Source organism: Brevibacillus sp. AG162, assembly GCF_006715575.1.
Lineage (GTDB): Bacteria > Bacillota > Bacilli > Brevibacillales > Brevibacillaceae > Brevibacillus > Brevibacillus brevis.
Window position 1 is genome coordinate 1 of sequence record NZ_VFNO01000005.1, and the last position, 24772, is coordinate 24772.

At 48.3% G+C, this 24772-nt stretch carries 27 protein-coding genes; 9 read left to right on the forward strand and 18 right to left on the reverse strand.

Annotation, left to right across the window (positions count from 1 at the left end; genetic code table 11):
• Both FB479_RS30750 and FB479_RS16270 read left to right on the forward strand, forming a co-directional pair.
• The coding region (locus FB479_RS30750; RefSeq protein WP_221629579.1) for a hypothetical protein at positions 1 to 199 on the forward strand (199 nt) is incomplete at its 5' end.
• Between the two features lie 222 nt (positions 200 to 421).
• Positions 422 to 703, forward strand: a complete 282-nt coding sequence (locus FB479_RS16270; protein ID WP_106654611.1) for a hypothetical protein — start codon at positions 422 to 424, stop codon at positions 701 to 703.
• Positions 704 to 770: 67 nt separating this feature from the next.
• On the opposite strand, the gene FB479_RS16275 is transcribed toward FB479_RS16270, so the two are convergent.
• Genes FB479_RS16275 through FB479_RS16285 form a run of 3 tightly spaced genes read right to left on the reverse strand, consistent with a single transcriptional unit; the run spans position 771 to position 3984 of the window.
• Positions 771 to 1547 carry a fumarylacetoacetate hydrolase family protein gene (locus FB479_RS16275; RefSeq protein WP_142065993.1) on the reverse strand — a complete coding sequence of 259 codons (777 nt, stop codon included), beginning with the start codon at positions 1545 to 1547 and terminating at the stop codon, positions 771 to 773.
• Between the two features lie 42 nt (positions 1548 to 1589).
• Complete coding sequence (gene thiI / locus FB479_RS16280; protein WP_106654609.1) at positions 1590 to 2789, reverse strand: tRNA uracil 4-sulfurtransferase ThiI; 1200 nt, start codon at positions 2787 to 2789, stop codon at positions 1590 to 1592.
• Positions 2790 to 2814: 25 nt separating this feature from the next.
• Entirely contained in the window at positions 2815 to 3984 is a 1170-nt protein-coding gene (locus FB479_RS16285) for a cysteine desulfurase family protein (RefSeq protein ID WP_142065994.1), read from the reverse strand.
• A gap of 276 nt (positions 3985 to 4260) precedes the next feature.
• Here FB479_RS16285 and FB479_RS30525 point away from each other — a divergent pair, with 276 nt between their 5' ends.
• Entirely contained in the window at positions 4261 to 4407 is a 147-nt protein-coding gene (locus tag FB479_RS30525) for a hypothetical protein (protein ID WP_017250402.1), read from the forward strand.
• Positions 4408 to 4520: 113 nt separating this feature from the next.
• Here FB479_RS30525 and dapF read toward each other — a convergent pair whose 3' ends face one another.
• On the reverse strand, positions 4521 to 5381 hold the full coding sequence (dapF, locus tag FB479_RS16290) for a diaminopimelate epimerase (RefSeq protein WP_142065995.1): 861 nt from the start codon (positions 5379 to 5381) through the stop codon (positions 4521 to 4523).
• A gap of 143 nt (positions 5382 to 5524) precedes the next feature.
• Between dapF and FB479_RS16295 the strand changes: the two genes are divergently transcribed.
• Positions 5525 to 6055 carry a DUF84 family protein gene (locus tag FB479_RS16295; RefSeq protein ID WP_142065996.1) on the forward strand — a complete coding sequence of 177 codons (531 nt, stop codon included), beginning with the start codon at positions 5525 to 5527 and terminating at the stop codon, positions 6053 to 6055.
• 56 nt (positions 6056 to 6111) lie between these two features.
• Here the strand turns inward: FB479_RS16295 and FB479_RS16300 are convergent, their stop codons facing one another.
• Positions 6112 to 6693: a DUF1700 domain-containing protein gene (locus FB479_RS16300; RefSeq protein WP_142065997.1), complete on the reverse strand. Its 582-nt coding sequence runs from the start codon at positions 6691 to 6693 to the stop codon at positions 6112 to 6114.
• 97 nt (positions 6694 to 6790) lie between these two features.
• Between FB479_RS16300 and FB479_RS16305 the strand changes: the two genes are divergently transcribed.
• The gene (locus FB479_RS16305; protein WP_142065998.1) at positions 6791 to 7381 is read left to right on the forward strand and encodes a 5' nucleotidase, NT5C type; all 591 of its coding nucleotides are present in this window, start codon (positions 6791 to 6793) and stop codon (positions 7379 to 7381) included.
• A gap of 60 nt (positions 7382 to 7441) precedes the next feature.
• Here FB479_RS16305 and FB479_RS16310 read toward each other — a convergent pair whose 3' ends face one another.
• Positions 7442 to 7666: a DUF1540 domain-containing protein gene (locus FB479_RS16310; RefSeq protein WP_106654603.1), complete on the reverse strand. Its 225-nt coding sequence runs from the start codon at positions 7664 to 7666 to the stop codon at positions 7442 to 7444.
• A 52-nt stretch (positions 7667 to 7718) separates the two neighbouring features.
• On the opposite strand from FB479_RS16310, the gene FB479_RS16315 reads away from it, so the two are divergent.
• Positions 7719 to 8549: an SDR family NAD(P)-dependent oxidoreductase gene (locus FB479_RS16315; RefSeq protein WP_106654602.1), complete on the forward strand. Its 831-nt coding sequence runs from the start codon at positions 7719 to 7721 to the stop codon at positions 8547 to 8549.
• Here the strand turns inward: FB479_RS16315 and FB479_RS16320 are convergent.
• On the reverse strand, positions 8526 to 9782 hold the full coding sequence (locus FB479_RS16320; RefSeq protein WP_106654601.1) for an MFS transporter: 1257 nt from the start codon (positions 9780 to 9782) through the stop codon (positions 8526 to 8528). The genes FB479_RS16315 and FB479_RS16320 overlap by 24 nt on opposite strands.
• 120 nt (positions 9783 to 9902) lie before the next feature.
• The gene (locus tag FB479_RS16325; RefSeq protein WP_142065999.1) at positions 9903 to 11126 is read right to left on the reverse strand and encodes an MFS transporter; all 1224 of its coding nucleotides are present in this window, start codon (positions 11124 to 11126) and stop codon (positions 9903 to 9905) included.
• A gap of 82 nt (positions 11127 to 11208) precedes the next feature.
• Here FB479_RS16325 and FB479_RS16330 point away from each other — a divergent pair, with 82 nt between their 5' ends.
• The 3 genes from FB479_RS16330 to FB479_RS16335 are packed head-to-tail and all read left to right on the forward strand — an operon-like array spanning position 11209 to position 13238.
• A complete protein-coding gene (locus FB479_RS16330; protein ID WP_142066000.1) occupies positions 11209 to 11940 on the forward strand; it encodes a winged helix-turn-helix domain-containing protein in 732 nt (243 codons plus the stop codon).
• Positions 11921 to 12364: an MFS transporter gene (locus tag FB479_RS30975; RefSeq protein ID WP_255438422.1), complete on the forward strand. Its 444-nt coding sequence runs from the start codon at positions 11921 to 11923 to the stop codon at positions 12362 to 12364. Before FB479_RS16330 ends, FB479_RS30975 begins: the two co-directional genes overlap by 20 nt.
• Positions 12267 to 13238, forward strand: a complete 972-nt coding sequence (locus FB479_RS16335; protein WP_255438423.1) for an MFS transporter — start codon at positions 12267 to 12269, stop codon at positions 13236 to 13238. Before FB479_RS30975 ends, FB479_RS16335 begins: the two co-directional genes overlap by 98 nt.
• Positions 13239 to 13308: 70 nt before the next feature.
• On the opposite strand, the gene FB479_RS16340 is transcribed toward FB479_RS16335, so the two are convergent.
• From FB479_RS16340 to codY, 10 genes are all read right to left on the reverse strand, one after another.
• A complete protein-coding gene (locus tag FB479_RS16340; RefSeq protein WP_142066001.1) occupies positions 13309 to 14745 on the reverse strand; it encodes a serine hydrolase domain-containing protein in 1437 nt (478 codons plus the stop codon).
• Between the two features lie 32 nt (positions 14746 to 14777).
• Positions 14778 to 15890 carry an o-succinylbenzoate synthase gene (gene menC, locus FB479_RS16345; RefSeq protein WP_106654596.1) on the reverse strand — a complete coding sequence of 371 codons (1113 nt, stop codon included), beginning with the start codon at positions 15888 to 15890 and terminating at the stop codon, positions 14778 to 14780.
• A complete protein-coding gene (locus tag FB479_RS16350) occupies positions 15871 to 16878 on the reverse strand; it encodes an ABC transporter ATP-binding protein (protein ID WP_142066002.1) in 1008 nt (335 codons plus the stop codon). Before FB479_RS16350 ends, menC begins: the two co-directional genes overlap by 20 nt.
• Positions 16875 to 17864, reverse strand: a complete 990-nt coding sequence (locus tag FB479_RS16355; protein ID WP_142066003.1) for an ABC transporter ATP-binding protein — start codon at positions 17862 to 17864, stop codon at positions 16875 to 16877. The genes FB479_RS16350 and FB479_RS16355 overlap by 4 nt, the downstream gene beginning before the upstream one ends.
• A 22-nt stretch (positions 17865 to 17886) precedes the next feature.
• Positions 17887 to 18741: an ABC transporter permease gene (locus FB479_RS16360; RefSeq protein ID WP_106654593.1), complete on the reverse strand. Its 855-nt coding sequence runs from the start codon at positions 18739 to 18741 to the stop codon at positions 17887 to 17889.
• Positions 18742 to 18756: 15 nt separating this feature from the next.
• On the reverse strand, positions 18757 to 19677 hold the full coding sequence (locus tag FB479_RS16365) for an ABC transporter permease (RefSeq protein ID WP_142066004.1): 921 nt from the start codon (positions 19675 to 19677) through the stop codon (positions 18757 to 18759).
• A gap of 17 nt (positions 19678 to 19694) precedes the next feature.
• The gene (locus FB479_RS16370; RefSeq protein ID WP_142066005.1) at positions 19695 to 21293 is read right to left on the reverse strand and encodes an ABC transporter substrate-binding protein; all 1599 of its coding nucleotides are present in this window, start codon (positions 21291 to 21293) and stop codon (positions 19695 to 19697) included.
• 25 nt (positions 21294 to 21318) lie between these two features.
• On the reverse strand, positions 21319 to 22197 hold the full coding sequence (locus FB479_RS16375; RefSeq protein WP_106654590.1) for a MurR/RpiR family transcriptional regulator: 879 nt from the start codon (positions 22195 to 22197) through the stop codon (positions 21319 to 21321).
• Positions 22198 to 23691, reverse strand: a complete 1494-nt coding sequence (locus tag FB479_RS16380; RefSeq protein WP_142066006.1) for a M81 family metallopeptidase — start codon at positions 23689 to 23691, stop codon at positions 22198 to 22200.
• 204 nt (positions 23692 to 23895) lie between these two features.
• Positions 23896 to 24672 (reverse strand): GTP-sensing pleiotropic transcriptional regulator CodY, encoded by a 777-nt coding sequence (gene codY, locus FB479_RS16385; protein ID WP_142066007.1) that lies wholly within the window; start codon positions 24670 to 24672, stop codon positions 23896 to 23898.
• Positions 24673 to 24772 lie beyond the last annotated feature (100 nt).

Below are 24772 nucleotides of genomic sequence, written 5' to 3' on the forward strand. Positions count from 1 at the left end.
CTCTCCAATAAAGTTTGTTACTGGTTCAAAGCTGGCAAATCATTTAATGATAGACTCATTAACGCTTTCGCTGTTCAGTTTTCAAAGAGCATTTTGTGTCACTCGCCCGAAGGCGACTTTTCAACTTTATCATATCGCAACTGTTTTTGCAAGAGGTTTTTTTAACCATTTCACTTCGTTCAGCAGCGACAAGATCTAATATAACAAAATCACCACATATAAGTCAAGTGTTTCTTTCACTTTTTTATCGATGTTTTTTAAATGTGTTGATTTTTTCGAGCAGAATTTAAATATAAATGAAATTAATGAAAGAGTCAATAGGAAAAACGAATAGTGATTCTCTTTTTATTTCACACTATAACCGCTAGGCTTTTTAACTGTGTACCCGTGAAGTATCCAACAAATAAACGGCGGTGTTACTATGGATCCAAAACCAACCTATGAAGAATATGAAAACGAGAATTACAGTGAATTATCTACTGTAGAGTCGCAGCGCAATGAAATCCTTCAGGAAGAATTCCCTGAGGGGCCATTTGGAGCTGCCACCAATGAAACTCACCTAGGGAAAGCAACAGGCTGGGAGCCCGGACAACATTCCACCACCACTCGATTCACTTACGAAACACGGCAGATGCATCAAGACCTTCCTAGACAAGACCCCTCCGCGCATCCCATTCATGATGATCCGAACAAAGAAGAATAAAAGAAAAAACCAAGCCCCCACTTCACACAAGCAGGGGGCTTGATCGATCTTATTAAAGAATATATGACTACTCCTCAGCCACTACATGAGTCGTTAAGGTTCCAATCCCTTCAATGGTTACCGAAATTTCGTCACCTGGAACAAGCTCACCTACACCAGACGGAGTCCCGGTTAAAATAACATCGCCAGGACGAAGCGTCATGACCGTAGATACAGCCTCGATCAGCTGCGGAATCGAAAAAATCAATTGGTCAGTGCAAGCATCCTGACGCACTTCCCCGTTTACTCGTGTCACGATACGCAAGTTATGATAATCCAGTTTGGCCGCAATAGCAGGTCCAAGCGGACAAAACGTATCAAAGCCTTTTGCCCGTGTCCATTGCCCATCGGTCATCTGCAGATCACGAGCGGTCACATCAATCGCACAAGTGAATCCCAAAATATAGTCGTCTGCATCCGCAGCCTTGATCTTCTTGGCCTCTTTCTTAATCACCACGGCAAGCTCGCCTTCATAATGAAGGTTCTTCGTCAGCTTTGGATAGACGATGGGCTCGCCAGGTCCAATGACAGTTGTTGACGGCTTCAAAAACATCAACGGTTCTTTTGGCAGGTCAATCCCCATCTCAGCCGCATGGTCCCGGTAATTCAATCCGATGCATACGACCTTGCTGGGATCACTTGGCGCCTTTAACGTAACCTCATCCAAAGGCAGCTCAAGGCCCGTCATGATCGGTTTTGCCGTATGGATTTTGTAAATGTCCCCTTCAATCACGCGTACTTTGTGATCCTCTTCCACCATCCAGCCATGCTTCACCTTACCATTGCGCTCATAACGGATTATCATGATTCCTTCTCCCCCGTGTCGCGATTTTCTCTATACTTGAATTTAGAACAGGTCGGTTGTCGTTTCTTTTGGCTTCGTTGTAATCTCTTCGATTTCAGTTCGCGCTACAGCATCCTCCACTAACGCTTCTACATCCAGCGCTTCCTCAAATTTTGCGGCGAGGCGAGGCTTCGGTCGCGTTACAGGATTTTTCGGTGTAAACACTGTGCAGCAATCTTCATACGGCAAAATAGACAGCTCGTACGTATCGATTTGACGAGAAATGTCCACGATGTCTACCTTGTCCATGGCGACGAGTGGTCGCAGGATCGGAATCGAAATCACCTTGTTGATCGTGTCCATGCTTTCCAAGGTTTGCGACGCGACTTGACCGAGGCTTTCTCCTGTTGCGAGTGCCTTGGCATTGGTGTTTTCCGCTACGCGCTCCGAAATGCGCATCATGAAACGACGCATGATGGTGATCAAATAGTCTTCTGGACATTTTTCTCGAATGGCGGTCTGAATCTCAGTAAACGGTACGACGTGGAGACGGACAGTTCCACCCCATTTGGTCAGCTTATGAGCCAAGTCGCGTACTTTTTGCAAAGCGCGCTCGCTCGTAAATGGATAGCTGTGGAAGTGAATCGCTTCAAGCGTCACACCACGCTTTAGCATCATCCAACCCGCCACAGGACTGTCGATACCACCTGAGAGAAGCAGCAATACTTTTCCGCTGACCCCAACTGGCAAGCCACCTGGTCCCGGGATGGTTTCACAACTAATGTACGTTCCCTCCGTACGAATTTCTACATTAACAACCATATCCGGCTCATGCAAATCTACACTGATAGCTGGAAGTGCGCGCAGGATGTGTGTTGCCACCATGCGGTTCACTTCCATCGATTGAATTGGATAGCGTTTATCTGCGCGACGAGAAACCACGCGGAAGGTACGCGGCTGAGGATCCATTTGACGAACCAACTCCAGCGCTTTTTCCTTGATCGTTTCAATATCAGGATCTACCTGGATCGTCGGACTAAAGGAAGAAATACCAAAAACGCGTTTCAATCGCTCCATAACCGCATAAGCGTCTTCACCGTGCAGCTCCACATACATCCGACCGTAATTGCGTCGAACTTTTACTTTAAAAAACGAGCGCAGTACGTTTTTCACACTTTTTACAAGGGCCTCTTCGAATTGATCGCGGTTTTTCCCTTTTAGCGCCAACTCACCATAACGAATTAAAATAACATCGTAGTTCATATTTATCTCCTTTTAGTTGTCCACACTATTTTCTATGAGCGGGGGCAGGTTGTTGTTTGATATAAGTACGAAGCACATTGACGCATTCCTCTAACGCCTTCACAAACTGCTGAATGTCCTCCGCTGTATTTTCCCGGCCCAGACTGACCCGCAGAGACGACAACGCGCAATCCCGCTCAATCCCAATCGCAGTCAGAACTCTGCTTGGCTCATTGGCTTTGGATGAGCATGCGGACTTGGTGGATATCAGAAAGCCTTTCTCCTCCAAAGCATGCAGCAGGACTTCCGCTTTTACTCCTGGTACTGACAAGTTCATAATATGAGGAGCCGTATTCGCTTCCGGGGTATTCACGATGCAACCTTCAATCTTTGCAATCCCTTCACGAAGCTGTTGATTCAATTTTTGCAGCCTGATCATCTCGACGCTGCCCAGTTCTTCGAGAATCCGGATTGCTTTAGCCATACCAGCGATGGCTGGGAGGTTTTCCGTTCCTGAGCGAACACCGCCTTCTTGACCGCCACCCATCATCAACGGGTGAATAATCAAGCCTTCTCGTTTATACAGAATGCCGACTCCTCTGGGGCCGTAAAACTTGTGAGCAGAGACGCTCAACAGATCAATCCCTGAATCCTTGATGCGCAAAGGAACTTTCCCAATTCCTTGGACAGCATCGACGTGAAACAAGACTTTCGGGAATTGCTTCAGCCATTGTCCGATTTCCAAGATCGGTTGAATGGTTCCCAGCTCGTTGTTCACATGCATGACCGAAACGAGAATCGTATCCGGACGCATTGCTTTCTGAACAGCTTCTACCGATACTCGACCTTCACGATCTACCGGAAGATATGTCACAGCAAACCCTAGGCCTTCCAACTGTTTGCAAACATCGTAAACAGCCGGATGCTCTACCTGCGTCGTAATAATATGTTTCCCTCTGTTTTGATATTGAAAGGCTACACCCTTGATCGCCGTATTATTGCTCTCCGTACCACCTGAAGTAAAAATCACTTCACTTTCTTTACAGCCCAAGTACTGAGCGGCAACCTTTCGCGCCTGCTTCAGTACATTTTCCGCCTCTACTCCTTTTTGATGCAAAGAAGACGGGTTTCCATAGTAGCTTTCCATCGCGCGTCTAACGGTTTCAATCACTTGAGGATGAGGCCGGGTAGTCGCACTGTTGTCCAAGTAAATCACCAGTAAACACCTTCCTAAGGGCAAGATGCCCGAATACTACGCTTCATCATAACATGACTTTTCGTAAAGAACATACAAAGTATTACACTTCTCGACCTTATTTTTCCCCGAGTGTGTTGCTCTCAAAAGGCCAAATCAGACAATCTGAACAACCGTTCACAGACTATTCACGAATAAAGCGCTTACATCCAGATATAGGCTATTTACATTGTTTTGGCCTTTCGTTAGAATAGTCAATAAATTTAGATAAAAAACGACAACAAGGAGAGAACCACCATGACAGCACAAGCTATGCAAGAAGAAATCAAGAAGATGGAAGCCGAATTGAAAAGACTGCAAGCGGAACTGGCGAAGATGAACAAAAATACCCCTCAGTACGACCGCACGGATGTCGCATACCTAAATGAGGTGTACAACGCGTGACGCTCATTCGAATTCGATAGCGTGGTGACGGCATGAAGGATTCGCCGTGACCACGCTATTTTTTGTAAAAAAACCGCTCCTGTCGATTTCGACGGAACGGTTTTGGCTTGCTCCTATTTAAATGGGATCTCCCCTAAATACTCACCAGAAAAAACTTCAGTAGCCGGACCCGTCATATAGACGCGGTTATCCGCTTCCTTCCATTCGATAAAGAGATCGCCTCCTGCCAGGTGGACAGTGACTTTTCTACCTGTCTTTCCACTCAAGTGGGCAGCTACTGCAGCAGCGCAAGCTCCTGTCCCACAGGCAAGTGTTACACCTGATCCCCTCTCCCATACACGGAAAAGAATTTCCTCCTGATTCAATATTTGGATAAATTCGACGTTGGTTCGTTCAGGAAACCATTCGTGATATTCGATCATGGGACCATAGTGACGAACATCTTCTTCCTTCACTTCATCCACGAAAAGGATGGCATGAGGATTGCCCATCGAAACAGCCGTCATCGTAAACGCAGTTCCATCGACTTCAATTACCTCTTCTCGCACTCGCTCTTCAGGAATGCCTGTCATTGGGATCGCTGCTCGCTCAAAGCGAGGCTCGCCCATATCTATCGTTACTTGATCCACCTTACCATCTGATCCTAGCGATACGACAGGAGTGACGGTCCCTCCCAACGTCTCCACGGTAAACGTTGTTTGCTGAGTCAAACCGTGATCGAATACGTATTTGCTGACACAGCGCAAGCCGTTTCCGCAATTTTTTGCTTCGCTGCCATCATTGTTAAAGACCCGCATGCGAAAGTCTGCTCGCTCCGATGGCATAATGAGGATCAGTCCATCGCCCCCAATGCCAAAATTCCGATCGCTCACCCTTCTTGCCAATTCGGGTAAATCTACACTCGATAAGTCTTCCTCAAAACAGTTGACGTAAACGTAATCATTACCCAAGCCATGCAGCTTTGTAAATTTCATCGTCCACTCCTCTTTCTCTTTCGCATGATAGGTCTGTCTCTTTTCTATGCCTATTATCTTATCACAACCTAGAGAATCGCGGTCGCATCAAAAGGTGGTATACTACCACTAGCATCGATGATGGAAAGAGGTGGAACAAGCCGTTGGATTATCATATTTTCCGCTATGCACTCGGAACGCAAAATGAAGCAAAACGTCTCGCTGTACAAAAAGCAACCGGCACGGAACCTTTCTGCTTATCTGTCCCCTCAGGAGTAGCGGCTCAGCCGATGAGTGAAGAAGAAACAATTACAGGAGCGATCAATCGAGCAAAAGCTGCCCGTAGTCAAACCCCAGAAGCAGATATTGGGCTGGGCTTAGAAGGCGGACTTATGTACGATGAGCAGTTTACAAAGCAGTGGTATTTGATTTCCATCTGCGCAGCCTGGAATGGAAGTGAGCTATTTATTGGAAAGGGGCTGGCGTTTCCTATCCCGAATCAAGCCGTCCACCGAATCCAGCAGGAGCAAATTGAGCTTAGTACCATCATAGATGAATGGGGGAAAACCGTCGGCAGTAATCATCGCGGCGGCGCCTATTCCCTGTTAACGGATAATCGCGTACGCCGTTCCGATGTGTTTTGTGACGCCGTTATCGCAGCGATTACACCTTTTGTTTCTTCATTATACAAATAGCAGTACAAAAACCTCTCCGGCTGAATGAACCGGAGAGGTTTTGCGGTTTGATGCTTTTAGCGAGCCGTATAGTACGGGTAGATGACTAATGCGCCTAAAATGGCAATAGCACCTACGATCATCGCCCAGGCTCCCAGTGTCTTCGAGTTGCGTCGATACGCCAGATAGCCTAGCACCATTCCAATTGGAGCCACCAAGTACGGCATGAGAAACAGGGACAGGATCGATAAGCCCAAGCCAGTCATCCCGATACCGCTGGCCCTATTTTCTTGGCTATCCTCTTCTGGTTCGATCTCATTAGCAGCACGACTGGTCGGAATGGGCTCGGCGATTTCCGCCGCAGCCTCGATGTCGTCATCTCTAACTTTGGCAACCGGTGAACGGTCCTCTTTCGTCAGAACAACGCCATCCAAACGCTCCGAAAAGTCGTTTCGCTCCTCATCCAGCTCGCCCGTATAGCGCTCTGTAAAGGAGTGGGGATCATAGTGAATCTTGCGCCTCGACCGCTCTTCGTCTTCGTCAAAGACGGCCTGTGTCCAAGTGTTCACTGCAAACTCCCTGTCGTGCTGATCAACCGTCTCGGAAAAGCCGGTGTCTTCCTTCCGCTTCGCATCATTACGTTCGTGTCGATCCAACATAGCATGCTCAGCCCCTTTTTTGGTAAAGGATTATTTAAGTGAAGGAAGTAGCCTTATTGTCTGCCTACGTTGTACAATTTAAACGGGAGGCGAGAGAATGAAACCAGACAAAATCCTAACCATTGGCATTGATATTGACGGTACAGTCACTTCACCTAGCAGTATTGTTCCGTTGATGAATGAGAGCTTTGGAAGAGATTTACGATATGAAGATTGTGTGGAGTACAATTTAGCCAACGTGTATCAAATCACGGACGCAGAATTCGAAGCGTGGCTGGATCAAAACGGGGAGCGCCTTTATGATGGTGCACCTGTTCACGGAATTGCCGATCAGGTTTTGCGCGATTGGTTTTCCTCCCACAAGCTGGTATATATAAGTGCTCGTGAGGATCGTCACCGCGATGTAACCTTACAATGGTTTGCTCGCTACAATATCCCTCATCATGAGGTGGATTTGATTGGGAGCCACGACAAGCTGTCAGCTGCTCGCAAATGGGGCGTGGACCTTTTTTTGGAGGATCGTCTGGAGAACGCTTTGCAATTGTCAGAAGCACTGCAAATTCCCGTGTTCTTGTTTGACACTCCTTATAATCAAGCTTCCCTTCCTCCACTCGTCCATCGAGTCACTACTTGGGAAGAGGTCGCCCAAAAAGTCAACGAGCTTTTTGCAGTCACGACAAGCGTATAGATCAATAGCAAAAAGACGTATCACCATTGAGGGATACGTCCTTTTTGCGCCGAAGCCAGGTTATTTCTTTTCGGATTTCTTCGGCTTGAACGTCAGACAACAGGTTTCAGACGATGTCTTTGCCTGATCCTGATGCTGCGTGTTTTGACCGTACTCGCCTGCGAATTCTTCTTTCAGGTTTACGGTAGCGTGTGCATCAATTTCTACCATGATCTCTTCGGCGCTGCAAAGATTGCCCTGCGCCCAGTACTCACAGTTTGCTACAGAACATTTTACTGCTGGCATGTGCATTCACCCCCTAGAGGCTAGCCTTCACAACAACTTGGGGGCTTATACTTTGCCATTCGCAATGGAAATCAAAACTCTACACAAGAAAGAAGAGGATGACATGTCGACTCCCCGTATTGTCGTCATCACCGGGGCTTCTGGTGGCCTTGGTCTCGCTTTGACACGACTTCATTTGGAAAAAGGTGATTGTGTCATTGCCACGAGTCGCAAAGCCATCAACGAGAAACTCGTTTCGCTACAAGAGGCTTATCCTAATCATCTCCATCATTACCCGTTAGACGTCAGCAGCAACGAAGATATTCGGCAGTTCGCTGCATGGGTGCACATCCGCTTCGAACGCTGTGATTTTCTTTACAACAATGCCGGGATGGCAGTCTTTGAACCACTTATCGATATGCGCGTAGAGGAGCTGGAAGAAACTTTGCGAACGAATATTTCCGGTGTTCTCTACACGACCCGTGCCTTTTTGCCGATGATGCTTCAACAAAAGCACGGTCATATTATCACGGTTGCCTCACTTGCCGGACAGGTCGCAACAGCCAAAGCTGCGGTATATGCAGCCAGCAAAGCAGCTGTCATCCGCTTTAGCGAAGGATTGCACCATGAACTGCAAGGCACTGGAATTGCTGTGACGTGTGCGATGCCAGGACCGATCGACACACCCTTTTTGGATAAGGCAGACAAAACGGGTAGCTATCGAAGCAAAGTGAGTCGGTATTTATTGACACCGGAACAAACAGCAAAGGCCATTTACCAAGCGGCGGAAGCAAAGCGTCCGGAGGTTGCCATGCCATTTCGTCTGCATGCGCTCTCCCGCATCTACTTTTTATTGCCTCAGTGGCTAAAACACCTCGTCTCACCTCTCCTCAATCGGAAGTGATGAGGAATCCTCCAAGTTTTTCAATGCCCCGAATGCAAGAAGACCACAAATGATGCATACGGCTGCTCCGGCTCCAATGATCCCTTGAACGCCCAAGAAGGGTATGAGGAAGCCAGAGACAGCCGCTCCTGCCGGCATTCCTGTCCCCGTAATCGTACGAACGCTGGTCAATACACGCCCCAAGAGAGCATCGGGCACCTGTTTTTGCAGATAGCTTCTATACATGATGTTATAGGGAGCAAAGCAAAAGCCTGCCACAACCATCGAAGCCATCGCGATCTCCAACCTCGAGAATAAAGCGATTGGCAATGTGGTCAATCCCCACGCCACGATAATCCCTGCGAGCGTCGAACCCAATGGAAGTTTCCACGTAACCGTCGAGAAAAAGAGAGAGCCTAGTAATGCCCCGACTGCCAAAGAAGACCACAACATCCCTAATGCAACAGATCCTCCTGCCAAATCCTGATTCGCATACAGGGGTAGTGCAATTTCAATAGGACCGTACGACATGTTAAACAAAAACGTAAAGAAAACAAGAATAATCAATTGCTTGCGTCCAAATATGTAGCGATACCCTGTCCGCATGTCACTCAAGAGAGAACGGAAGAACACTCCCATTTGGCCTTTTGCAATCGCTGTAGGATTCGCACTTTTCGTAAGCTCTCGCGGTAACCGGGAGAAGCAGAAGGCACATACAAAAAAGCTGGCCGCATCGATCAACAGAACATAAGCCTCACCAATCAACCCAATTAAAACACCCGCGAGTGCCGGTCCAAACATATAAACAATTTGCCATTGCGTTTCCATCACGCCATTCGCTTTGACCAATTGATTTTTGTCCGAGACGATTCTCGGCAACAAAGTCTGTGCCCCGGCTGTGCTCAACGGAGAAAGGATTCCTGCAATCACAATCAGTGCGTATATCACAAATAGCGGAACTTGATCGACCTGCAATAATGCAACCAACGCTATAAAAATGAGGCCTCGCGCCACATTGTCCATCATGATGAGCTTGCGCCGATCAAACCGATCCAGCAAAACCCCGGCCACTAAACCAGCAAAAACAGCAGGGAGCATATACGCAAGAACAACCCCGCCCATCGCAGCAGGTGAGCCTGTTTTATTCATGACAAACCACGTCAAGCCCATCCAGCCAAACTGATCCCCCAGACCAGACAGGAACATCCCCAGCCAATACCAGCGAAATGAACGCTGCCGCCATAATTCCTTCATGCTGCATCTTCCTTTTTCTCTATTTTCCATTCATTGTATAGTTAGATTCATACTTTTTCAACAATTATATTTATTAAACCTAAAAGTTTCATTTTGTATAAAAAAGAACCTCCGCTCCAATTAAGCAGAGGAATCTATCTTTACGTTTACTATCTTTTGCAACTTGCGACGGATCCAAAGCCACAGGAGTCCTGCTGCAACCCCAAAGAACCCAAGCCACACGGAGACAGCGGCACTGCCGACCTGCTCTGCACTGAATCCGAGTATCAAGCAGCTCGCAGAAAAGCTTCCCATAGTCGCCATTTCCCGAATGGAAAAAACGCGAGCCAAATAAGCAGGATCTGACAATCGTTGCAGCTTCGTCACAGACAATATCGAAGAGCTAAACTGAGCCGTTGATGCAAAGAGAATAGCGATTGCCAGCCCAAGTAGTGGCTTCGTATGAAACACGGCGAAAATCGAGCATCCCATCGCTACGAGTGCCCATCCTTGGACACGCCACGTTCCCTTTTCACTCAGGCTGTCAGACAGCTTGTTCACGGCAATCCCAGCGATCACACCTCCAAGGCCCAACGGAATATCCAATAGTCCGAATACATACAAGCCCTCTCCCCGCTCCGTAAGAACATAGTACATAAGCATAATGTAATAGGCTCCACATACACGTTCCGCCATCTGATAGCCGATCACACTGCCAATTTCCCGATGTTTGCCGATATAGCGGAAGCCCTCATTTAGCCTTTCCATAAAAGGTACAGCGGCTTTCGACACAACATTGTTGGCAATATGCGGCAGCGGAAGCAAGATGAACAGCGACAACAAATAACAGGCGGCATCGAGCAAAAAGTTGTAGCGATAGGAGAACAAGTAAACCAGAACTGCTGCCACACCCTGACAGACAATAATGAGAAACGAAGTCGTTCCCTGCAAAAGGGAATTGGCAGCCAGCCTGTCTTTTTCCTCCACCGATTGTACGATCGCGACCTGCATGGCTGGTTGAAAAAAAGCACTGCAAACATTGACCAGAATCAATAACAAAAAAGCCACCCATAAGTAGGTCGCAGATGTGATGAAGAAAAACAAACTGACGAGAATGCCGCGAAGCAAATTGACGACAATCATAACCCGCCGTTTATCCCAATTCTCCACAAGCGTTCCTGCGAAAAAGCTGGCAAATATATAAGGGATCATGCGAAACACAGTACCTGCCGCAAAAGAAAGACCCGATCCACTTAAATCATGTAAAAGTCCAACGACCGCAATAAATGTAAATTCATTTCCGATGATGTGTACAATGTGGGCCGTATACAAACGGCGAAAGACGGGATGTTGTAAGATCGCCACAGGAATGCATCCTCTCACCGTTTTCAATATTGTATCATTTGCCGAAAAATAAGCGCAATTTGATCTTGCGAAGTGGATCGTATTGAAACGATACGTAGTTGTGGAAACTCTGGATCAATTAAAAGCTGTCAGTGATTCCTTGCGTCTTCAAATTATCACGCTGCTGGTCAAGGAGGCATACACAGGCAAGCAGCTCGCGACAATACTCTCCCTTTCTCCCTCTAAAGTCCACTATCACCTGAAGGAATTGGAAAGCCACGGCTTCGTTGAGGTCGTACGCACGGAAGAAAAGAACGGGATCGTGCAAAAGTTTTATCGGGCTGTTGCATACGACTTCAAGGTAAGCGATGCTTTACTGCCCTCCCTACGAGAAGACAGTATCCTGCTGCAGGAAACAATGTTAAACCATCTGCGTTCCAGCATCACTCGGCTTTATAACGCTCCAGACGAATCATTCTTGCTCTTTTCGGATCAGGAGGATCGACCGCCAGCAATTGCAGTTAACTCCGAAGTGAAAGCACCTCGGAAGGAAATATTTGCTTGGATCAAAAAATATCAGTCTTTACTTGATGAGCTAGCCGAAATGGAAGATCGCTACTTAGAGAGGATTGCTGCTGGAGAAGCTGAGGATACGGTTGAAAGCTTTTACATGGTCACAGTCGGGTTCATGACGAATGAACGCTACTACGTCGCAGAAGACGATTCCTTGCCAGATAACTATGAGCTCCAGCAGTCTGAATCCAGGCATTTCACCGGCAAGATTGTGGTGAAGAAAAAGAAGGAGGACAATGGCGATGAGCTCGCTAGCGACTAACAACTCCCTCTGGAAAAATGGATCATTTGTCCGGTTATGGTGCGGAACTTTATTTTCGGCGATGGCTGACGGAGCTTTCTTCATCCTGCTCAACTGGTTTATCGTGAATGCCATCGGCTCAGGAGCAATCCTCGGCACAACTTTGATCTGTATGTCGATCCCCCGTCTCCTCTTTATGCTGGCGGGCGGGGTGGCTGCCGATCGGTTGAATCGAAAATGGATTATGTTTTCCTCCCTTTTGGCTAGAGGGATGATTCTGGCCGGCTTCAGTTTGCTTATGCTTCAAGAAAATGGCGCCTGGTTCCCTGTCAGTCAGTCTGTACGTGATGGCAGCTTTATTCGGAACAGTCGATGCATTTTTTTGGCCAGCACGCAGCTCGATTTTGCCCTCTCTTGTCTCTCGAGAACAACTTGCGCCCGCTAACAGCTTAATGGAACTATGTCACCAGATTAGCTTGGTTGCCGGACCGGTTGTTACTGCCTTATTAATTGGAACAGTGAGTTATCCGATTATGTTTATGATTTTGGCATGCACCTTCATCGTGGGAACACTCTTTGTCCTCTCTCTCCAAACACACTCGTCCACCAAAGAAACGACTTCAGAACCTTCAACAGATTCAAAGGGACACTCCTATTTCAAGGATATCGTGGGAGGAATTCGTTTTACGTATTCAATCCCGATCCTTGCGTTTAATTTAACAACATCACTGTTCACCAACATGATGTTCTCCGGCCCAGTTAATATGATCATTCCCATTCATGTGAATGACCTCGGATGGGACGGGAGTGCTTATAGCTCACTCAGTACCTCTCTTGGAGCGGGCATGATTGTCGGCGGGATTTTGACCGGATTGTTCAAAGGATTCCGTGGAAAATTCCTGTTACTCCCCGTTATCCTTGGAGGAATGGGAGTTGGAATCAGCTCGTATTATTTCATCCAGCAGCTTTCCTTTGGGCTCGTCTCTCATTTTCTCATCGGAATGGCACTCAGTATGACAAATATTCCGTTTATCACCTATATTCAAAGCATCGTTCCTGCCAACATGCTCGGTCGCGTCATGTCATTGCTTTCCTTGATGTCCATCGGCTTTGGGCCAGTCAGCTATGCACTGTGCTCCTTTCTTCTCGCCAAGAACATTGCAACACCGGGGCTTCTATTATTCGTTGGCGGTATTACATTTACAAGTATCAGCCTTTGCCTGTTGTTTTTCCGTTCGTTCCGGCAAATGGAGCAGCATCCGAACTGGAAGCGACCTATGGTAGAGGAGCAGCAGCTTCCTGCCACCCTTTCTTCGTAACGCCTCTACTATAAATAGAAAGAACGCGCACCTCGCAAGCATGAGCTCTTGCAGGTACGCGTTTTGCTATTTAGACGGTTTGTTCTTTTTCGGCAAGGACCTTGATCAGCTGACGAGCCCCGAAGCCCATCCGTGTGACTACTCCTGCCTCGTCGCGGACGAAGTGGATAAACATATCCGTTTCGCCCCGCTTCATGACGAAGCTGTCTTCTCCTACTGAACGAAGTGGAATATTCGTTCCATTACTCTTGGCTACCAGCTCGTTCTCTTCGATTTCTACCGATACAGTAGCCCCTTCGGAAGAGCGATACTCGCCTGTAAATGCGGGGAGTGCTTCTACAGCCAGCTCATAATCCGGATATTGGAAGGGTACTGTATCCGTAGAACGTCCGTGGCTCGCATTCAAAATGCCGTGCATCAAATCCGCCATCGGACCGCCATCTGTGTTCATGAGAATGGCTCCTGTCAGATTACGCTCGGGTAAAACAAAGATTTGTGCCGCAACTCCCTTGATCGCTCCACCATGCTCAATTAGCGTTCCGCCATGACAATTTGCCACAAATAATCCGTAGCCATATGCCTGAAACGGCGATATCGAGCAATGAGGCGCCATCATGGCCTGCACACTCTCCGGTGAGAGCAAGCGATTCTCGCCCACCAATCCACCGGTTCTGAATATTTCGGTATAGCGCAATAGATCGTGAATCGTCGATTTCAGAAATCCAGCGGCGCGCATCGATGGTGAATCCCACCATGAAGGAGAACGGTATACCTCACCGCCATCCTTCGGGCTTTTTCGGGTAAACAAGGTAGCTACCTCTGCCCCCTCTGGCAAATCCTCGACGAGAAAAGCACTGTTCTTCATCCCGGCAGGCACCAAAATATGATCCTGCACAAACTGCTCGTAAGATATCCCGCTCACTCGTTCAATAATCAGTCCGAGCATGGCATAACTGTCGTTGGAGTAGCTAAACTCCGTTCCAGGCGCACCTAGAAACTCATAATCCAGCTTGCCGATATAGGCCATGAATTCTTCTTTTGTATTGATCTCTTCCGCTTTATCGAGATCAATATCAAGACCGGAGCTAGAGGACAGGACATCCCCTCCCTCCACAATACTTCTTTTCATTGCACCCATTAATGTATCCAAAGGAGGAAAACCTGCGGTATGTGTCATCAGATGATGGATCGTGATCTCCCGGGTATAAGCTTCATTAGGCGTGCGGAGCTCAGGGAGATACTTGATGACCGGATCATGAACGGATAGCTTACCTGCGTCCTGAAGCTGCATGATGGCCACACATGTAAAGGACTTGGTCACGGAACCGATGCCAAACACCGTATCAGCGGTTAATGCTTTGGCATCCTCTGTGTTGTCTGCCAAACCGAAGCCATGGAAATACTTCAGCTCTCCTTGCTCTGCCAATCCGACTGCTGTTCCTGTTACTTTTGCCTCTGCAAGCAGCTTTTGCGCGTATTCCTCAAACGACTGTACCCAATCCGCCATGTTCCTTCTCCCCTTTTTATTTAAGCTTTGGTTTAAGGCCGGAAGTTTGCCGTGCGAATCACATAGTTGCCGATCGCCTTTTGGTTCAGGGTATAACCGATGCCTGGGCTATCTGGAACTGCCAATTGACCGGGGGCCATCAGCTCTACACCATTCTCCACGATGTCTTCCTCCCAGTAACGGCTGGAGGCGGCTGTATCACCGGGGATCGTAAAGTTCGGCAAAGCAGTAATCGCAATGTTGTGTGCACGGCCGACACCCGACTCAATCATGCCTCCGCACCAAACCGGAATGTCGTGTGCCTGACATAAGTCGTGAATGCGTTTGGACTCTGTTAGTCCTCCGACCCTCCCCACTTTGATATTAATAATGCCGCAGCTGCCTAACTCTATCGCTTTTCTGGCATCATCTACATTGTGAATACTTTCATCGAGACAGATTGGAGTGGACAGCTCCCTTTGCAGCTTGGCATGATCAATAATGTCGTCATGGGCGAGTGGCTGTTCGATCATCATTAGCCCATATTGATCCAGCTCCTTCATCACATCCAAATGCTCCATTGTGTAAGCGGAGTTCGCATCTGCCATCAACGGGACACCCTCGCCAAAGCGTTCGCGGATTGCTCGAATCACCTCTACGTCAAAGCCAGGCTTGATCTTTACCTTGATCTTCTTGTAGCCCTCACCGAGATGGCGCTCTACTTTTGCCAAAACCTGATCGACAGTCGGTTCGATACCGATACTGATTCCGACGTCGATGACAGATTTCTCACCACCTAATGCTTTGGCGAGAGAGATTCCTTTTTGCTTGCTGTAGAGATCCCAGATCGCTCCTTCTAAAGCAGCCTTCGCCATGTTATTGCGGCGAATCGGGGCAAACAGCCGATCCACATCCTCTGGTGTCTCGATCTCACTTGCGAACAGCTTCGGAATCATAAACCGTTCCATCATGTGCCATACAGTCTCTGTCGTTTCTTCACTATAATAAGGAGCCGACATCGCCACACTTTCCGCGTGCCCTACCTCTCCCTCTCCATACACACTGACCAAAATAAGCTCCTTGATGGTCGTATGTCCAAAACTCGTTTCGAAACGGAAACGAAGTGGCATGTGCAGCTGCTGCAATTCAATTCGTTCGATTTTCAATGTACTTCATCCCTTCTGTTCCATATAAATGACAAGCGACATAATGCTGTGGCGAAGCTTGTGTAGCGGCAGGACGCACCGTGCGGCAAATGTCCGTAGCATACGAGCATCTGGTATGAAACGCACACCCAACTGGAACATTTGCTGGCGAGGGAACATCCCCGGAAAGAACAATGCGCTCCTTCTTCCGAAACGGATTGGCTTTGGGTACCGCTGACATGAGCGCTTCGGTGTACGGATGCAACGGGCGCGTAAACAAATCTTTTTTGCTGGCGATTTCGACGATTCTTCCGAGATACATCACCGCAATTCGGTCGCTGATGTGGCGAACGACACCTAGATCGTGCGAAATAAACAGATAGCTCAAGCCTAGACGTTGCTGCAAATCCTGCAAAAGATTCACGATCTGTGCCTGAATGGAGACGTCTAATGCTGAAACCGGCTCATCTGCTACGATCAAGGAAGGTTCCACCGCTAGTGCACGAGCGATCCCGATCCGCTGCCGCTGCCCTCCGCTAAACTCATGGGGAAAGCGAGTAGCGTATTGAGCATTCAGTCCGACCATCTGAAGCAGTTCTCTTACTTGATCGCGCCTTTCTTTCGCAGACAGCTGCGGGGCTTTGACGCCTAACGCTTCCTCCAAAGCCCCTTGGACGGTCATCCGTGGATTTAACGACGCATACGGGTCCTGAAACACGATTTGCATTCGTTTGCGGAGTGGCCGAAAACGTGCAGCCGACATATTCGAAATGTTTTGTCCCTCAAATTCAATCGTTCCACCTGTCGGCTCAATAAGTCGCATGATGCTGCGACCAGTCGTAGACTTGCCACAACCGCTCTCTCCTACCAGCCCAAGCGTTTCGCCTTTTCGCAACTGGAAAGAAACCCCGTCGACTGCCTTAATCATTTCGTCGCTATTGCGAAACAGTCCTTTGCTAATGGGAAAATACGTCTTTAAATCGTTTACCGATAACAAGATATCGCTCATACCGCCATCTCCTTGTTCTCGTACAGCCAGCATCGAACGGCCTGTGTGCCTGTGCCCGTTGCCGTCAGCGGCGGTTTTTCTTGGTGACATCGCTCCTCGGCCTGCGAGCAGCGGAAGCGAAATGCACACCCTTGTGTCACTTCACCTAATAGTGGGACACTGCCTTCAATCGGATCGAGGCGCAGCTTCTCCTCCTCATCCAGATCGGGGATGCAGCGTAAAAGCCCAATCGTATACGGATGTTTCGGATGCGAAAACAAACTGGCAACGTCAGCTTCCTCGACGATCTCCCCGTAGTACATGACAAGTACACGATCAGCCATTTCAGCCACGACTCCCAAGTCATGCGTAATGAGCAGCAAGGAGGTATGATCGTTCTCCTTCAGATCGTTCATCAGTTCCAAAATTTGCGCTTGAATGGTCACATCCAGTGCGGTCGTCGGCTCGTCCGCGATCAATAAATCCGGGTTGCAAGCCATCGCCATCGCAATCATGACACGCTGCTTCATTCCACCTGATAGCTGATGAGGATATTCCCGCATGATGTCTTCTGCCCTCGGCACACCCACTTTTTTGAGCATCTCAATCGCTTTTGCTTGGCGTTCTTTTTTCGATAAATCGGTATGGAGCTGATACACTTCCTCTAACTGTCGGCCAATCGTGTGAACCGGATTGAGTGACGTCATCGGTTCCTGGAAAATCATCGCGATATCTTTTCCGCGAATGTTGCGAAGTTCACTGCTACTCAATTGGTTCAGTAAGGTGTCACGAAACCGAATGCTTCCCTCCATCTGCGCATTCGCCCGGGACAAGAGTCCCATGATCGCCAAGGACGTCACGCTTTTTCCACAGCCAGACTCGCCTACCAACGCTACCGTCTCGCCTTTCTTCAGTTGAAAAGAAATGCCTTGCAGCGCTGGCAGCTCTCCCTTATCCGTCTTAAACTGCAAGCGTAAATCATTTACTTCCAAGAGTACCTCTTTCATCAGCTCGTGCCCCCTTCATCCATTACCTCGTTTTCGGGTCAAATGCATCCCGTAATCCGTCACCTAACAGATTGAAGCCAAGGACAACCAGCATGATGGCCAATCCAGGAAAAATGGACATCCACCAGGCCTGACTCAAGAATGCCTTGCCGACAAAAACCATGGCTCCCCACTCTGGCATCGGCGGTTGCGCACCCAGTCCGAGAAAGCTCAAGGCCGCCGCCGCCAAAATACTCACACCGAATTGAATCGTGGAAAGCACGATGATCGGGGAGAGAATATTGGGTAAAACATGCTTCAACAAAATCTGCCAGTCTCTGATCCCGAGAGCGCGAACAGCTTCAATGTACTCTTTTTCCCTTATGGATAAGACCGCAGAGCGAACGACCCGCACATAAGACGGAATAACGGCAATGACTACCGCGATCATGGCATTTGTTAAACCTGGACCCAAGACTGCAATGACTGCGATCGCCAGAAGCAGTGCAGGAAGTGACATGAGAATATCCATGCCCTGCATGATAAACAGATCCACGCGCCGATAATAACCAGCGATAATACCGAGCGTTACACCTATCAAGGTAGAAAGCACAACCGTTATCAAGCCCATCAGCAAGGAAATTCGCCCCCCGTGCAACAAACGGGAAAAAATATCTCTGCCAAAATCATCCGTTCCGAGAAGATGAGTCAGACTCGGAGCGCTTAATCGGCTGTTAAAATTCATTTGTTCGACAGGATGAGGGGCAATGACTGGAGCAAGAAGCGATCCCAGTGTAAAGACGATCAGGATGACCACACCCGCCATTGCTGTCTTATTGCGTTTCAGCCGTTTGCCCATCCCTCCCCAATACGACTCCGGACGATTACTGTTCACCATCCATCCGCTCCTTCCTTAGTCGAAATGGATTCGCGGATCAATTCGGCTGTAAATGAGATCCACGATCAAATTGGTTAAGGCAAAAATCAACGCCATGAAAAATACCATGCCCTGTATGGTCGGCATATCCCGTTTACTGATCGCCTCAATCGCCAGGCTGCCGATCCCTTGCAGAGTAAATACGGTTTCCACGACCACAGCTCCAGCCAGAAGCGAACCAAACTGCAAGCCTAACATCGTGATAACAGGAATAATGGCGTTCGGTAAACCGTGGCTCAAAATGACTCGGAAAAGCGCCGCCCCCTTGGCCTCTGCTGTCCGCATGTAATCCTGCTTGATGATCTCCAGCATGCTGGAGCGGGTCATTCGGGCGATCATTCCCGCTTCCGCCATCCCCAAGGTGATCGCTGGCAGCAGCAAGGAGTGAATCCCTTCATAGCCGGAAATCGGAAACAAGGCCAGCTTGTAAGCAAAAATCCAGATGAGAAACAAGGCAATCCAGAAGCCGGGTGCCGAAATACCGAGTAAGGAGGTAAGCACCACAAGCCGATCGATGATGGTGTTTTGCTTGACGGCAGCAATCGTGCCCAACAAGATACCGAATATTGCAGCAATGATTACACTAAGAATGGCAAGCTGCATGGTGATCGGGAAACGGTTCATAATCTGATCCCATACCTTTTCGCCAGTAAATAACGATGTTCCCAAATCGCCAGCGAACAGGTTTCCGACAAATCGCATGTATTGCTGCCACAGTGGTTGATCAAGACCGAGCTTCGCTCTCAATTGACTGATGGCCTCTGGTGTTGCAAACTGTCCGAGTATTTGTGTTGCGGGATCGCCCGGAATGAGGTGTACCATCAAGAAGATCAGGACGGATACGCCAAGCAGTGTACCCACCAGGGAAAGTAATCTTTTTATGACATATCGGCGCATGCCTTCACCTCCGCTGTCTATTTTTCGAGCGTGACATCATGCAAGGTAACGCCTTGCGTGTACGGATTGACCGTAAAGCCTTTGACGCCGCGTGTGGCGATTACCGTCTCGCTTACCCACAAAGGGACCCACGGCAAATCATTTAGCAATATCTCCTGTGCATCTTCGTAAACCTTGAGACGCGCCTGCTCATTCATTTCCAAACGTCCTTTGTTCAGTAAAGCATCCAACTCAGGGCTGTTGTATTGAGTACGACTTGTTGAATTGCTCTTTTCAAAGATGAGGTACAAGATATCAGCATCAAACCAGCCGTAGTACATCAAAGCCATGTCATACGACTTTTTCGAAATGCGATCTTTGATCGTCATCATTTCTTGCACGCTGATTTTCATATCAATACCTGCTTCTTTCAGCTGGCTCTGCAAAATCTGCACCGCACGCTGAAACGCTGGCTCTTGAGAGACAAGCATTTCTACAGACAACGGTTTTCCGTCCTTATCTACGATGCCATCCCCATTACTGTCCGTCCAGCCCGCTTCCGCCAGCAACTGCTTGGCTTTGCCTAAATCTTTCGAATACAACTGCTTCGCCTTGCTTTCAATCGCTTCACTGTAGCCATAAATCGTGGGTGCCAATGGACCATAGACCGGCTTGCCGAAGCCGTTCAACGCTACCTGAACTATTGGATCGCGATCTACGGAGAGGGCTACTGCTTTTCGCAGACGGACATCTGAAAACAACGGGTGCTTATTGTTAAAAGCGATGTATTTGTTTCCAATGTCCATCACTTTCTCAATCTTGACTCCGGGCAGTGTCTCAAGCTCCGCAACCGAGTTCGGCGGCGCATCATACAACACATGGACCGTACCTTTTTTGAATTCCATCAGTCGCGTATCGTCGTCTTTCATAAGCCGGAACATAATGCTGTCCATCTGCAGAGGACCTTTGTTGGCAGCGTACTCCGGTCCCCAGTTATAATCAGGATTTTTCTTGTAGGTGAGTGAGGCACCCCGCTCGCGTTTGTCAAAGATGATCGGCCCCGTTGCAGACGGGTTATCTGAGAAGCCATCCCCTAATTCTTTTGCCTTTTTAGCGTCAAGAGGCGAGACTAATCCACCGACAATGACGTTCACAAAAGGGGCAAACGGTTGGCTAAAATGCACCTTGAGCGTGTGCTCGTCTGTTGCTTCCACCTTTTCAATCGGACCTGTAAGCCCCTTCACAGGCGAAATGGCAAGCAAACGTTCAAAGGAATCTTTTACGGATGCTGCCGTCATTGGATCGCCAGAGTGATAGCGGACATCTTTGCGGAGGGTAAATGTCCAAATCTTGCCGTCCTGGGAGATCTCGTACTTCTCTGCCAAACCCGGATGGAGTTTGCCTGTTGCATCGCGGGTCAACAGAGGCTCGTATATTAAACTGTTTTCCATGCTCAGCCAGCTCGTTTTGTGCATATCAAGCGAGTCTGGGTCCGTCAAGGAAGCGATGACTAATGTGTTACCTTTGGCCGACGTGTCATTTCCCGCTTGATTGCTCGGTTGTGAGGAACAGCCTGCAATCAACGCCGTTGCCACAAATACACGCAAGGCCCCTTGCTTCCACTTGTGAATTTTCATGTCGCATCCCCCTTATCAATTGCCGTTACACTTCGGTCCCTTCCACAAACGGGTATATTTGTCGACTTGTCTCTTCGTATTCTTTCAGTCTTTGTTGTACCTGTTCGCCATCAGCCTGGACCACACCACTGATCAAAATATTCAGCATGGAAAAGATCGCCGTCATTCCTTTTAAGGCAGTAGGAGCAGGTGCGCTGACTTTCAAAATTTGGTCGGCTACCGGCCCAATCGGAGATAGCTCATCGTCTGTAATCCCGATGATTGTGGCGCCTCTCTCTTTGGCTGCTTTTGCAAACAGGATCGTTTCACTCGTATAGCGGGGGAAGGAGAGTGCGATCACGAGCCACTCCTGATTGATCTGGGTCAACAGATAATTGACGTCATCAACTGGCCCATTGTACAGATGCGCGTTTCCTCTGACGACATTCAGTGTAAAGGCGAGCCAATGGGCCGGAGCATAGGAGCTGCGAAACCCTACAACGAGAATGTGTTTGGCTGCCATAATACTTGAAACCGCTTGCAAAAGTTGGTCCTTTTGCAGTTCCCCTAACGTTTGCCGAATATACGCAACATCTTGCTCCATGTTATAAGAAATCAGGTCTTGCTTCCCCTTCATCTCCACAGCCGCTGTTCGAAAACTGTGGATGGCATCAGCTTTTGGGACTTTTTCCAATAAGGAGCTGCGAATCTCATTTTGCAATTCGCTGTACCCGGAGTAGGCGAGAGCGTAGGATAGTCGGATGATCGTCGTTTCGCTTGTGCCGCTCAATGCCCCGACAATCTTGGCTGGTTGCAAGGCAACGGTCTTCGGTTCGGCGAGAATGTATTTGGCTGCGAGTTTTTGTTGATTGGTCAATTCCGGATAATGCTTGCGAATGCGCTCCTGTACGGATTCCATGATCATCTACTTCCTTGTCAATTGATGTCGGTTCCACTCTGTGGCTGGGTCTAACGGATAAATCGGACGAATGGCGCGCTCGTATTTGAAGAAGCGGAAGTTGAGCGTCGTTAATCCCGGCGAATCAACAGTAATGACGCGTGCGCTGATTGGTTCGAATGCTGCCCGGAAATGTGTGCTTGATTTCAAGGCCACGATCTTGTATTTGGTCACGTCAATTCCGTGCAACAGAAAAATTTGCTCATCCAGCACTTGCGATTTCACGGAGCAAACCAGGACGTCAACCCCGTCAATTTGCAAGCGAACGGATTTGCCAAAATTCTCATGACCCCCTTGCCCCATCGGCGTCGTCGCAATGAATTTTCCATCTGTCAAAGCTTTGACATAGGCTGTTACTTCAAGTGGTTCTCCATGCAAGTAGTCTGTCTTTCCACCAAGAGATAGTTGAATGGTACTGCCTACCCCAGCCTGATGGGCAATCTGGACCACTTCGGGATCGTAAATAAAACCAAAGCATGCATTTGTCAGCTTGGCTTCCAGCATCGCCCGCAGCAAATGTGTTCCGTCTCCGGGTGTGCCTCCGCCTGGATTATCTGAGGTCTCATTGATTACGATGGGCATGCCTTCCGTTTCCAGTGCCAACGCAATTCCCTCGGCAGGAGCGGGCATGTTCAGCTCGAATTCATCCCGCTTTTCCCAAATCAGACTGGCGACATCCTCGCTCACTTTTTTGGCGAGCTCCTGATCGTTATTCGTAACGCTCAATACGGAGACGCCCAGCTGAGGAATGTCCGTATACGGAAATCCGTGGAAGAATGCACAGTCGATGACGCCTTCTTCCTTTTCCCACGCCCAGCAGGCTTCGTTTATTTCGCGTGCCGGGGAATGATGAGTAGCTGAAGTTGGAATCAATAGTGGCAGTCGGGTCAAATGCATGGTCGGCTTAATTCCTTCCGTAACCATCTTGTGTGCCAGATCGATCGCTTCGATTCCGCGTTCATAGCAATCCACATGCGGGTAGAGGTGAACACCCAGGAGCGCATCGGCCTCATCCACCATTTTTTGTGTCATGTTTGCATGGAGGTCGAGCGTAACAATTAAGGGAATGTCATAACCGACCAACTGACGCACTGATGCCAGAAGGTCGCCCTCCAGGTCATCCATTCCTTCTACGACCCCCGCTCCGTGCAGTCCCAGACAAATGGCGTCTGCACCTTCCGTCGCGGCAATCGTGTCAAGAAGCTCTTTTTTAATACGGTCATACGCTTCTCGCAAAATCGTCCCCGCTGGATACGTAAAGGTGAAAAAGGTCGGCAGTAGCTCGATGCCCAGCTCTTCGGCGCGATCCACCATCCCTCCCGGAAAGTTGCGAACGCCCCGATTGCGATTCACAATCGTTTCATGATAATCCCACTCGTAGCTTTGAAACATCTCAAGCGTCGTGGGCACATTGGAAAACGTATTCGTTTCATGCGCAATCCCACCAATAATCACCTTCATTCATAAACCCTCCATTCGATTTTGAAGTATGAACTTTAAATTTTGATTTTTTTGAAGTTTCAACCTTTGTGGACATTATAAAGGGAAGAAAATCATTTATTCAATCGCTAAATCATGAACGTTTTATCTATTCTGCTATACTCGTTGATTCATAAATAAAAGCCCTCCCCGTACAGGGAGAGCTTCTCTCGTAGTTCGTGCCATTTATGAGGTTTTCCATTTTGCCAATTCAGATGGGAACTTGTCATTCAGCACTTTGATATATGTACCCTTCATCCCTAACGAACGGGATTCCAGCACACCCGCGCTTGCCAGCTTGCGAAGAGCGTTCACGATGACAGAACGTGTCAGACCTGCTTGATCTGCCAGCTGACTAGCTACTAGCAAACCCTCGCGTGCATCCAATTGCTCCATAATTTTTTCAATCGCGATCTGTTCACTGTAGGACAACGAAGAGAGTGCGATTTTGGCAAATGTTTTGTCGCGCACTTCATTTTCAATCTGTTCTGTGCGCTGACGAACGATTTTCATTCCGATCACAGTCGCACCGATCTCGCCCAAAATCAGATCCTCTGTTTCAAACTGACCGTAAGCCCGCAGCAGGACAAGTGTGCCAAGGCGGCTTCCCCCTGCATTGATGGGAACAATCGTCGTCATCATTTGCGGGAAGAGCGAATTCATCTCTTTTGGAACCAGGCTGTATGGACTGGTAATCGGCTCGTTCGCCAAAGTTTGTGTAACTTCCAGCAGCTTCTGATGCACACCTTCCTGCAGCTGCGTGGATGAACGACCTTCTTCTTGCAGGGAAATCTCCTGATTCATTCCACTTCCCAGGATCGAGCCATCTGCGGTAATGATATAAACATTTGCAGAAATCACTTCAGATAAAAGCCTTGCAAGATCTTGGAAGCCTACTCCGCTGCCACCCATTGTTTTTTGAAGCATCACATTAATTTTTCTCGTTTTTTCTAACAAATTCATAATAATATCCTCCTCTGGATTCTTCATGCTCACAGTATTGTCAGAAAAATCCAGCCCTATACATGCAAATCGAAAAATTAAAAAGAAAGTTGTGTACAGG

What these genes read in the sequence shown, in the direction of transcription:
- FB479_RS16320 (WP_106654601.1), bottom strand. Translation starts at nt 9,782, where the DNA reads ATGAAGGAATTATGGCGGCAGCGTTCATTTCGCTGGTATTGGCTGGGG.
- FB479_RS16365 (WP_142066004.1), bottom strand. Translation starts at nt 19,677, where the DNA reads ATGCGCCGATATGTCATAAAAAGATTACTTTCCCTGGTGGGTACACTG.
- FB479_RS16350 (WP_142066002.1), bottom strand. Translation starts at nt 16,878, where the DNA reads ATGAGCGATATCTTGTTATCGGTAAACGATTTAAAGACGTATTTTCCC.
- FB479_RS16270 (WP_106654611.1), top strand. Translation starts at nt 422, where the DNA reads ATGGATCCAAAACCAACCTATGAAGAATATGAAAACGAGAATTACAGT.
- FB479_RS16340 (WP_142066001.1), bottom strand. Translation starts at nt 14,745, where the DNA reads ATGGCGGATTGGGTACAGTCGTTTGAGGAATACGCGCAAAAGCTGCTT.
- FB479_RS16375 (WP_106654590.1), bottom strand. Translation starts at nt 22,197, where the DNA reads ATGATCATGGAATCCGTACAGGAGCGCATTCGCAAGCATTATCCGGAA.
- FB479_RS16360 (WP_106654593.1), bottom strand. Translation starts at nt 18,741, where the DNA reads ATGGTGAACAGTAATCGTCCGGAGTCGTATTGGGGAGGGATGGGCAAA.
- FB479_RS16380 (WP_142066006.1), bottom strand. Translation starts at nt 23,691, where the DNA reads ATGAAGGTGATTATTGGTGGGATTGCGCATGAAACGAATACGTTTTCC.
- codY (WP_142066007.1), bottom strand. Translation starts at nt 24,672, where the DNA reads ATGAATTTGTTAGAAAAAACGAGAAAAATTAATGTGATGCTTCAAAAA.
- FB479_RS16335 (WP_255438423.1), top strand. Translation starts at nt 12,267, where the DNA reads ATGGCAGCTTTATTCGGAACAGTCGATGCATTTTTTTGGCCAGCACGC.
- FB479_RS16310 (WP_106654603.1), bottom strand. Translation starts at nt 7,666, where the DNA reads ATGCCAGCAGTAAAATGTTCTGTAGCAAACTGTGAGTACTGGGCGCAG.
- FB479_RS16300 (WP_142065997.1), bottom strand. Translation starts at nt 6,693, where the DNA reads ATGTTGGATCGACACGAACGTAATGATGCGAAGCGGAAGGAAGACACC.
- FB479_RS16370 (WP_142066005.1), bottom strand. Translation starts at nt 21,293, where the DNA reads ATGAAAATTCACAAGTGGAAGCAAGGGGCCTTGCGTGTATTTGTGGCA.
- thiI (WP_106654609.1), bottom strand. Translation starts at nt 2,789, where the DNA reads ATGAACTACGATGTTATTTTAATTCGTTATGGTGAGTTGGCGCTAAAA.
- FB479_RS16275 (WP_142065993.1), bottom strand. Translation starts at nt 1,547, where the DNA reads ATGATAATCCGTTATGAGCGCAATGGTAAGGTGAAGCATGGCTGGATG.
- dapF (WP_142065995.1), bottom strand. Translation starts at nt 5,381, where the DNA reads ATGAAATTTACAAAGCTGCATGGCTTGGGTAATGATTACGTTTACGTC.
- FB479_RS30975 (WP_255438422.1), top strand. Translation starts at nt 11,921, where the DNA reads ATGAGCTCGCTAGCGACTAACAACTCCCTCTGGAAAAATGGATCATTT.
- FB479_RS30525 (WP_017250402.1), top strand. Translation starts at nt 4,261, where the DNA reads ATGACAGCACAAGCTATGCAAGAAGAAATCAAGAAGATGGAAGCCGAA.
- FB479_RS16355 (WP_142066003.1), bottom strand. Translation starts at nt 17,864, where the DNA reads ATGAAAGAGGTACTCTTGGAAGTAAATGATTTACGCTTGCAGTTTAAG.
- FB479_RS16305 (WP_142065998.1), top strand. Translation starts at nt 6,791, where the DNA reads ATGAAACCAGACAAAATCCTAACCATTGGCATTGATATTGACGGTACA.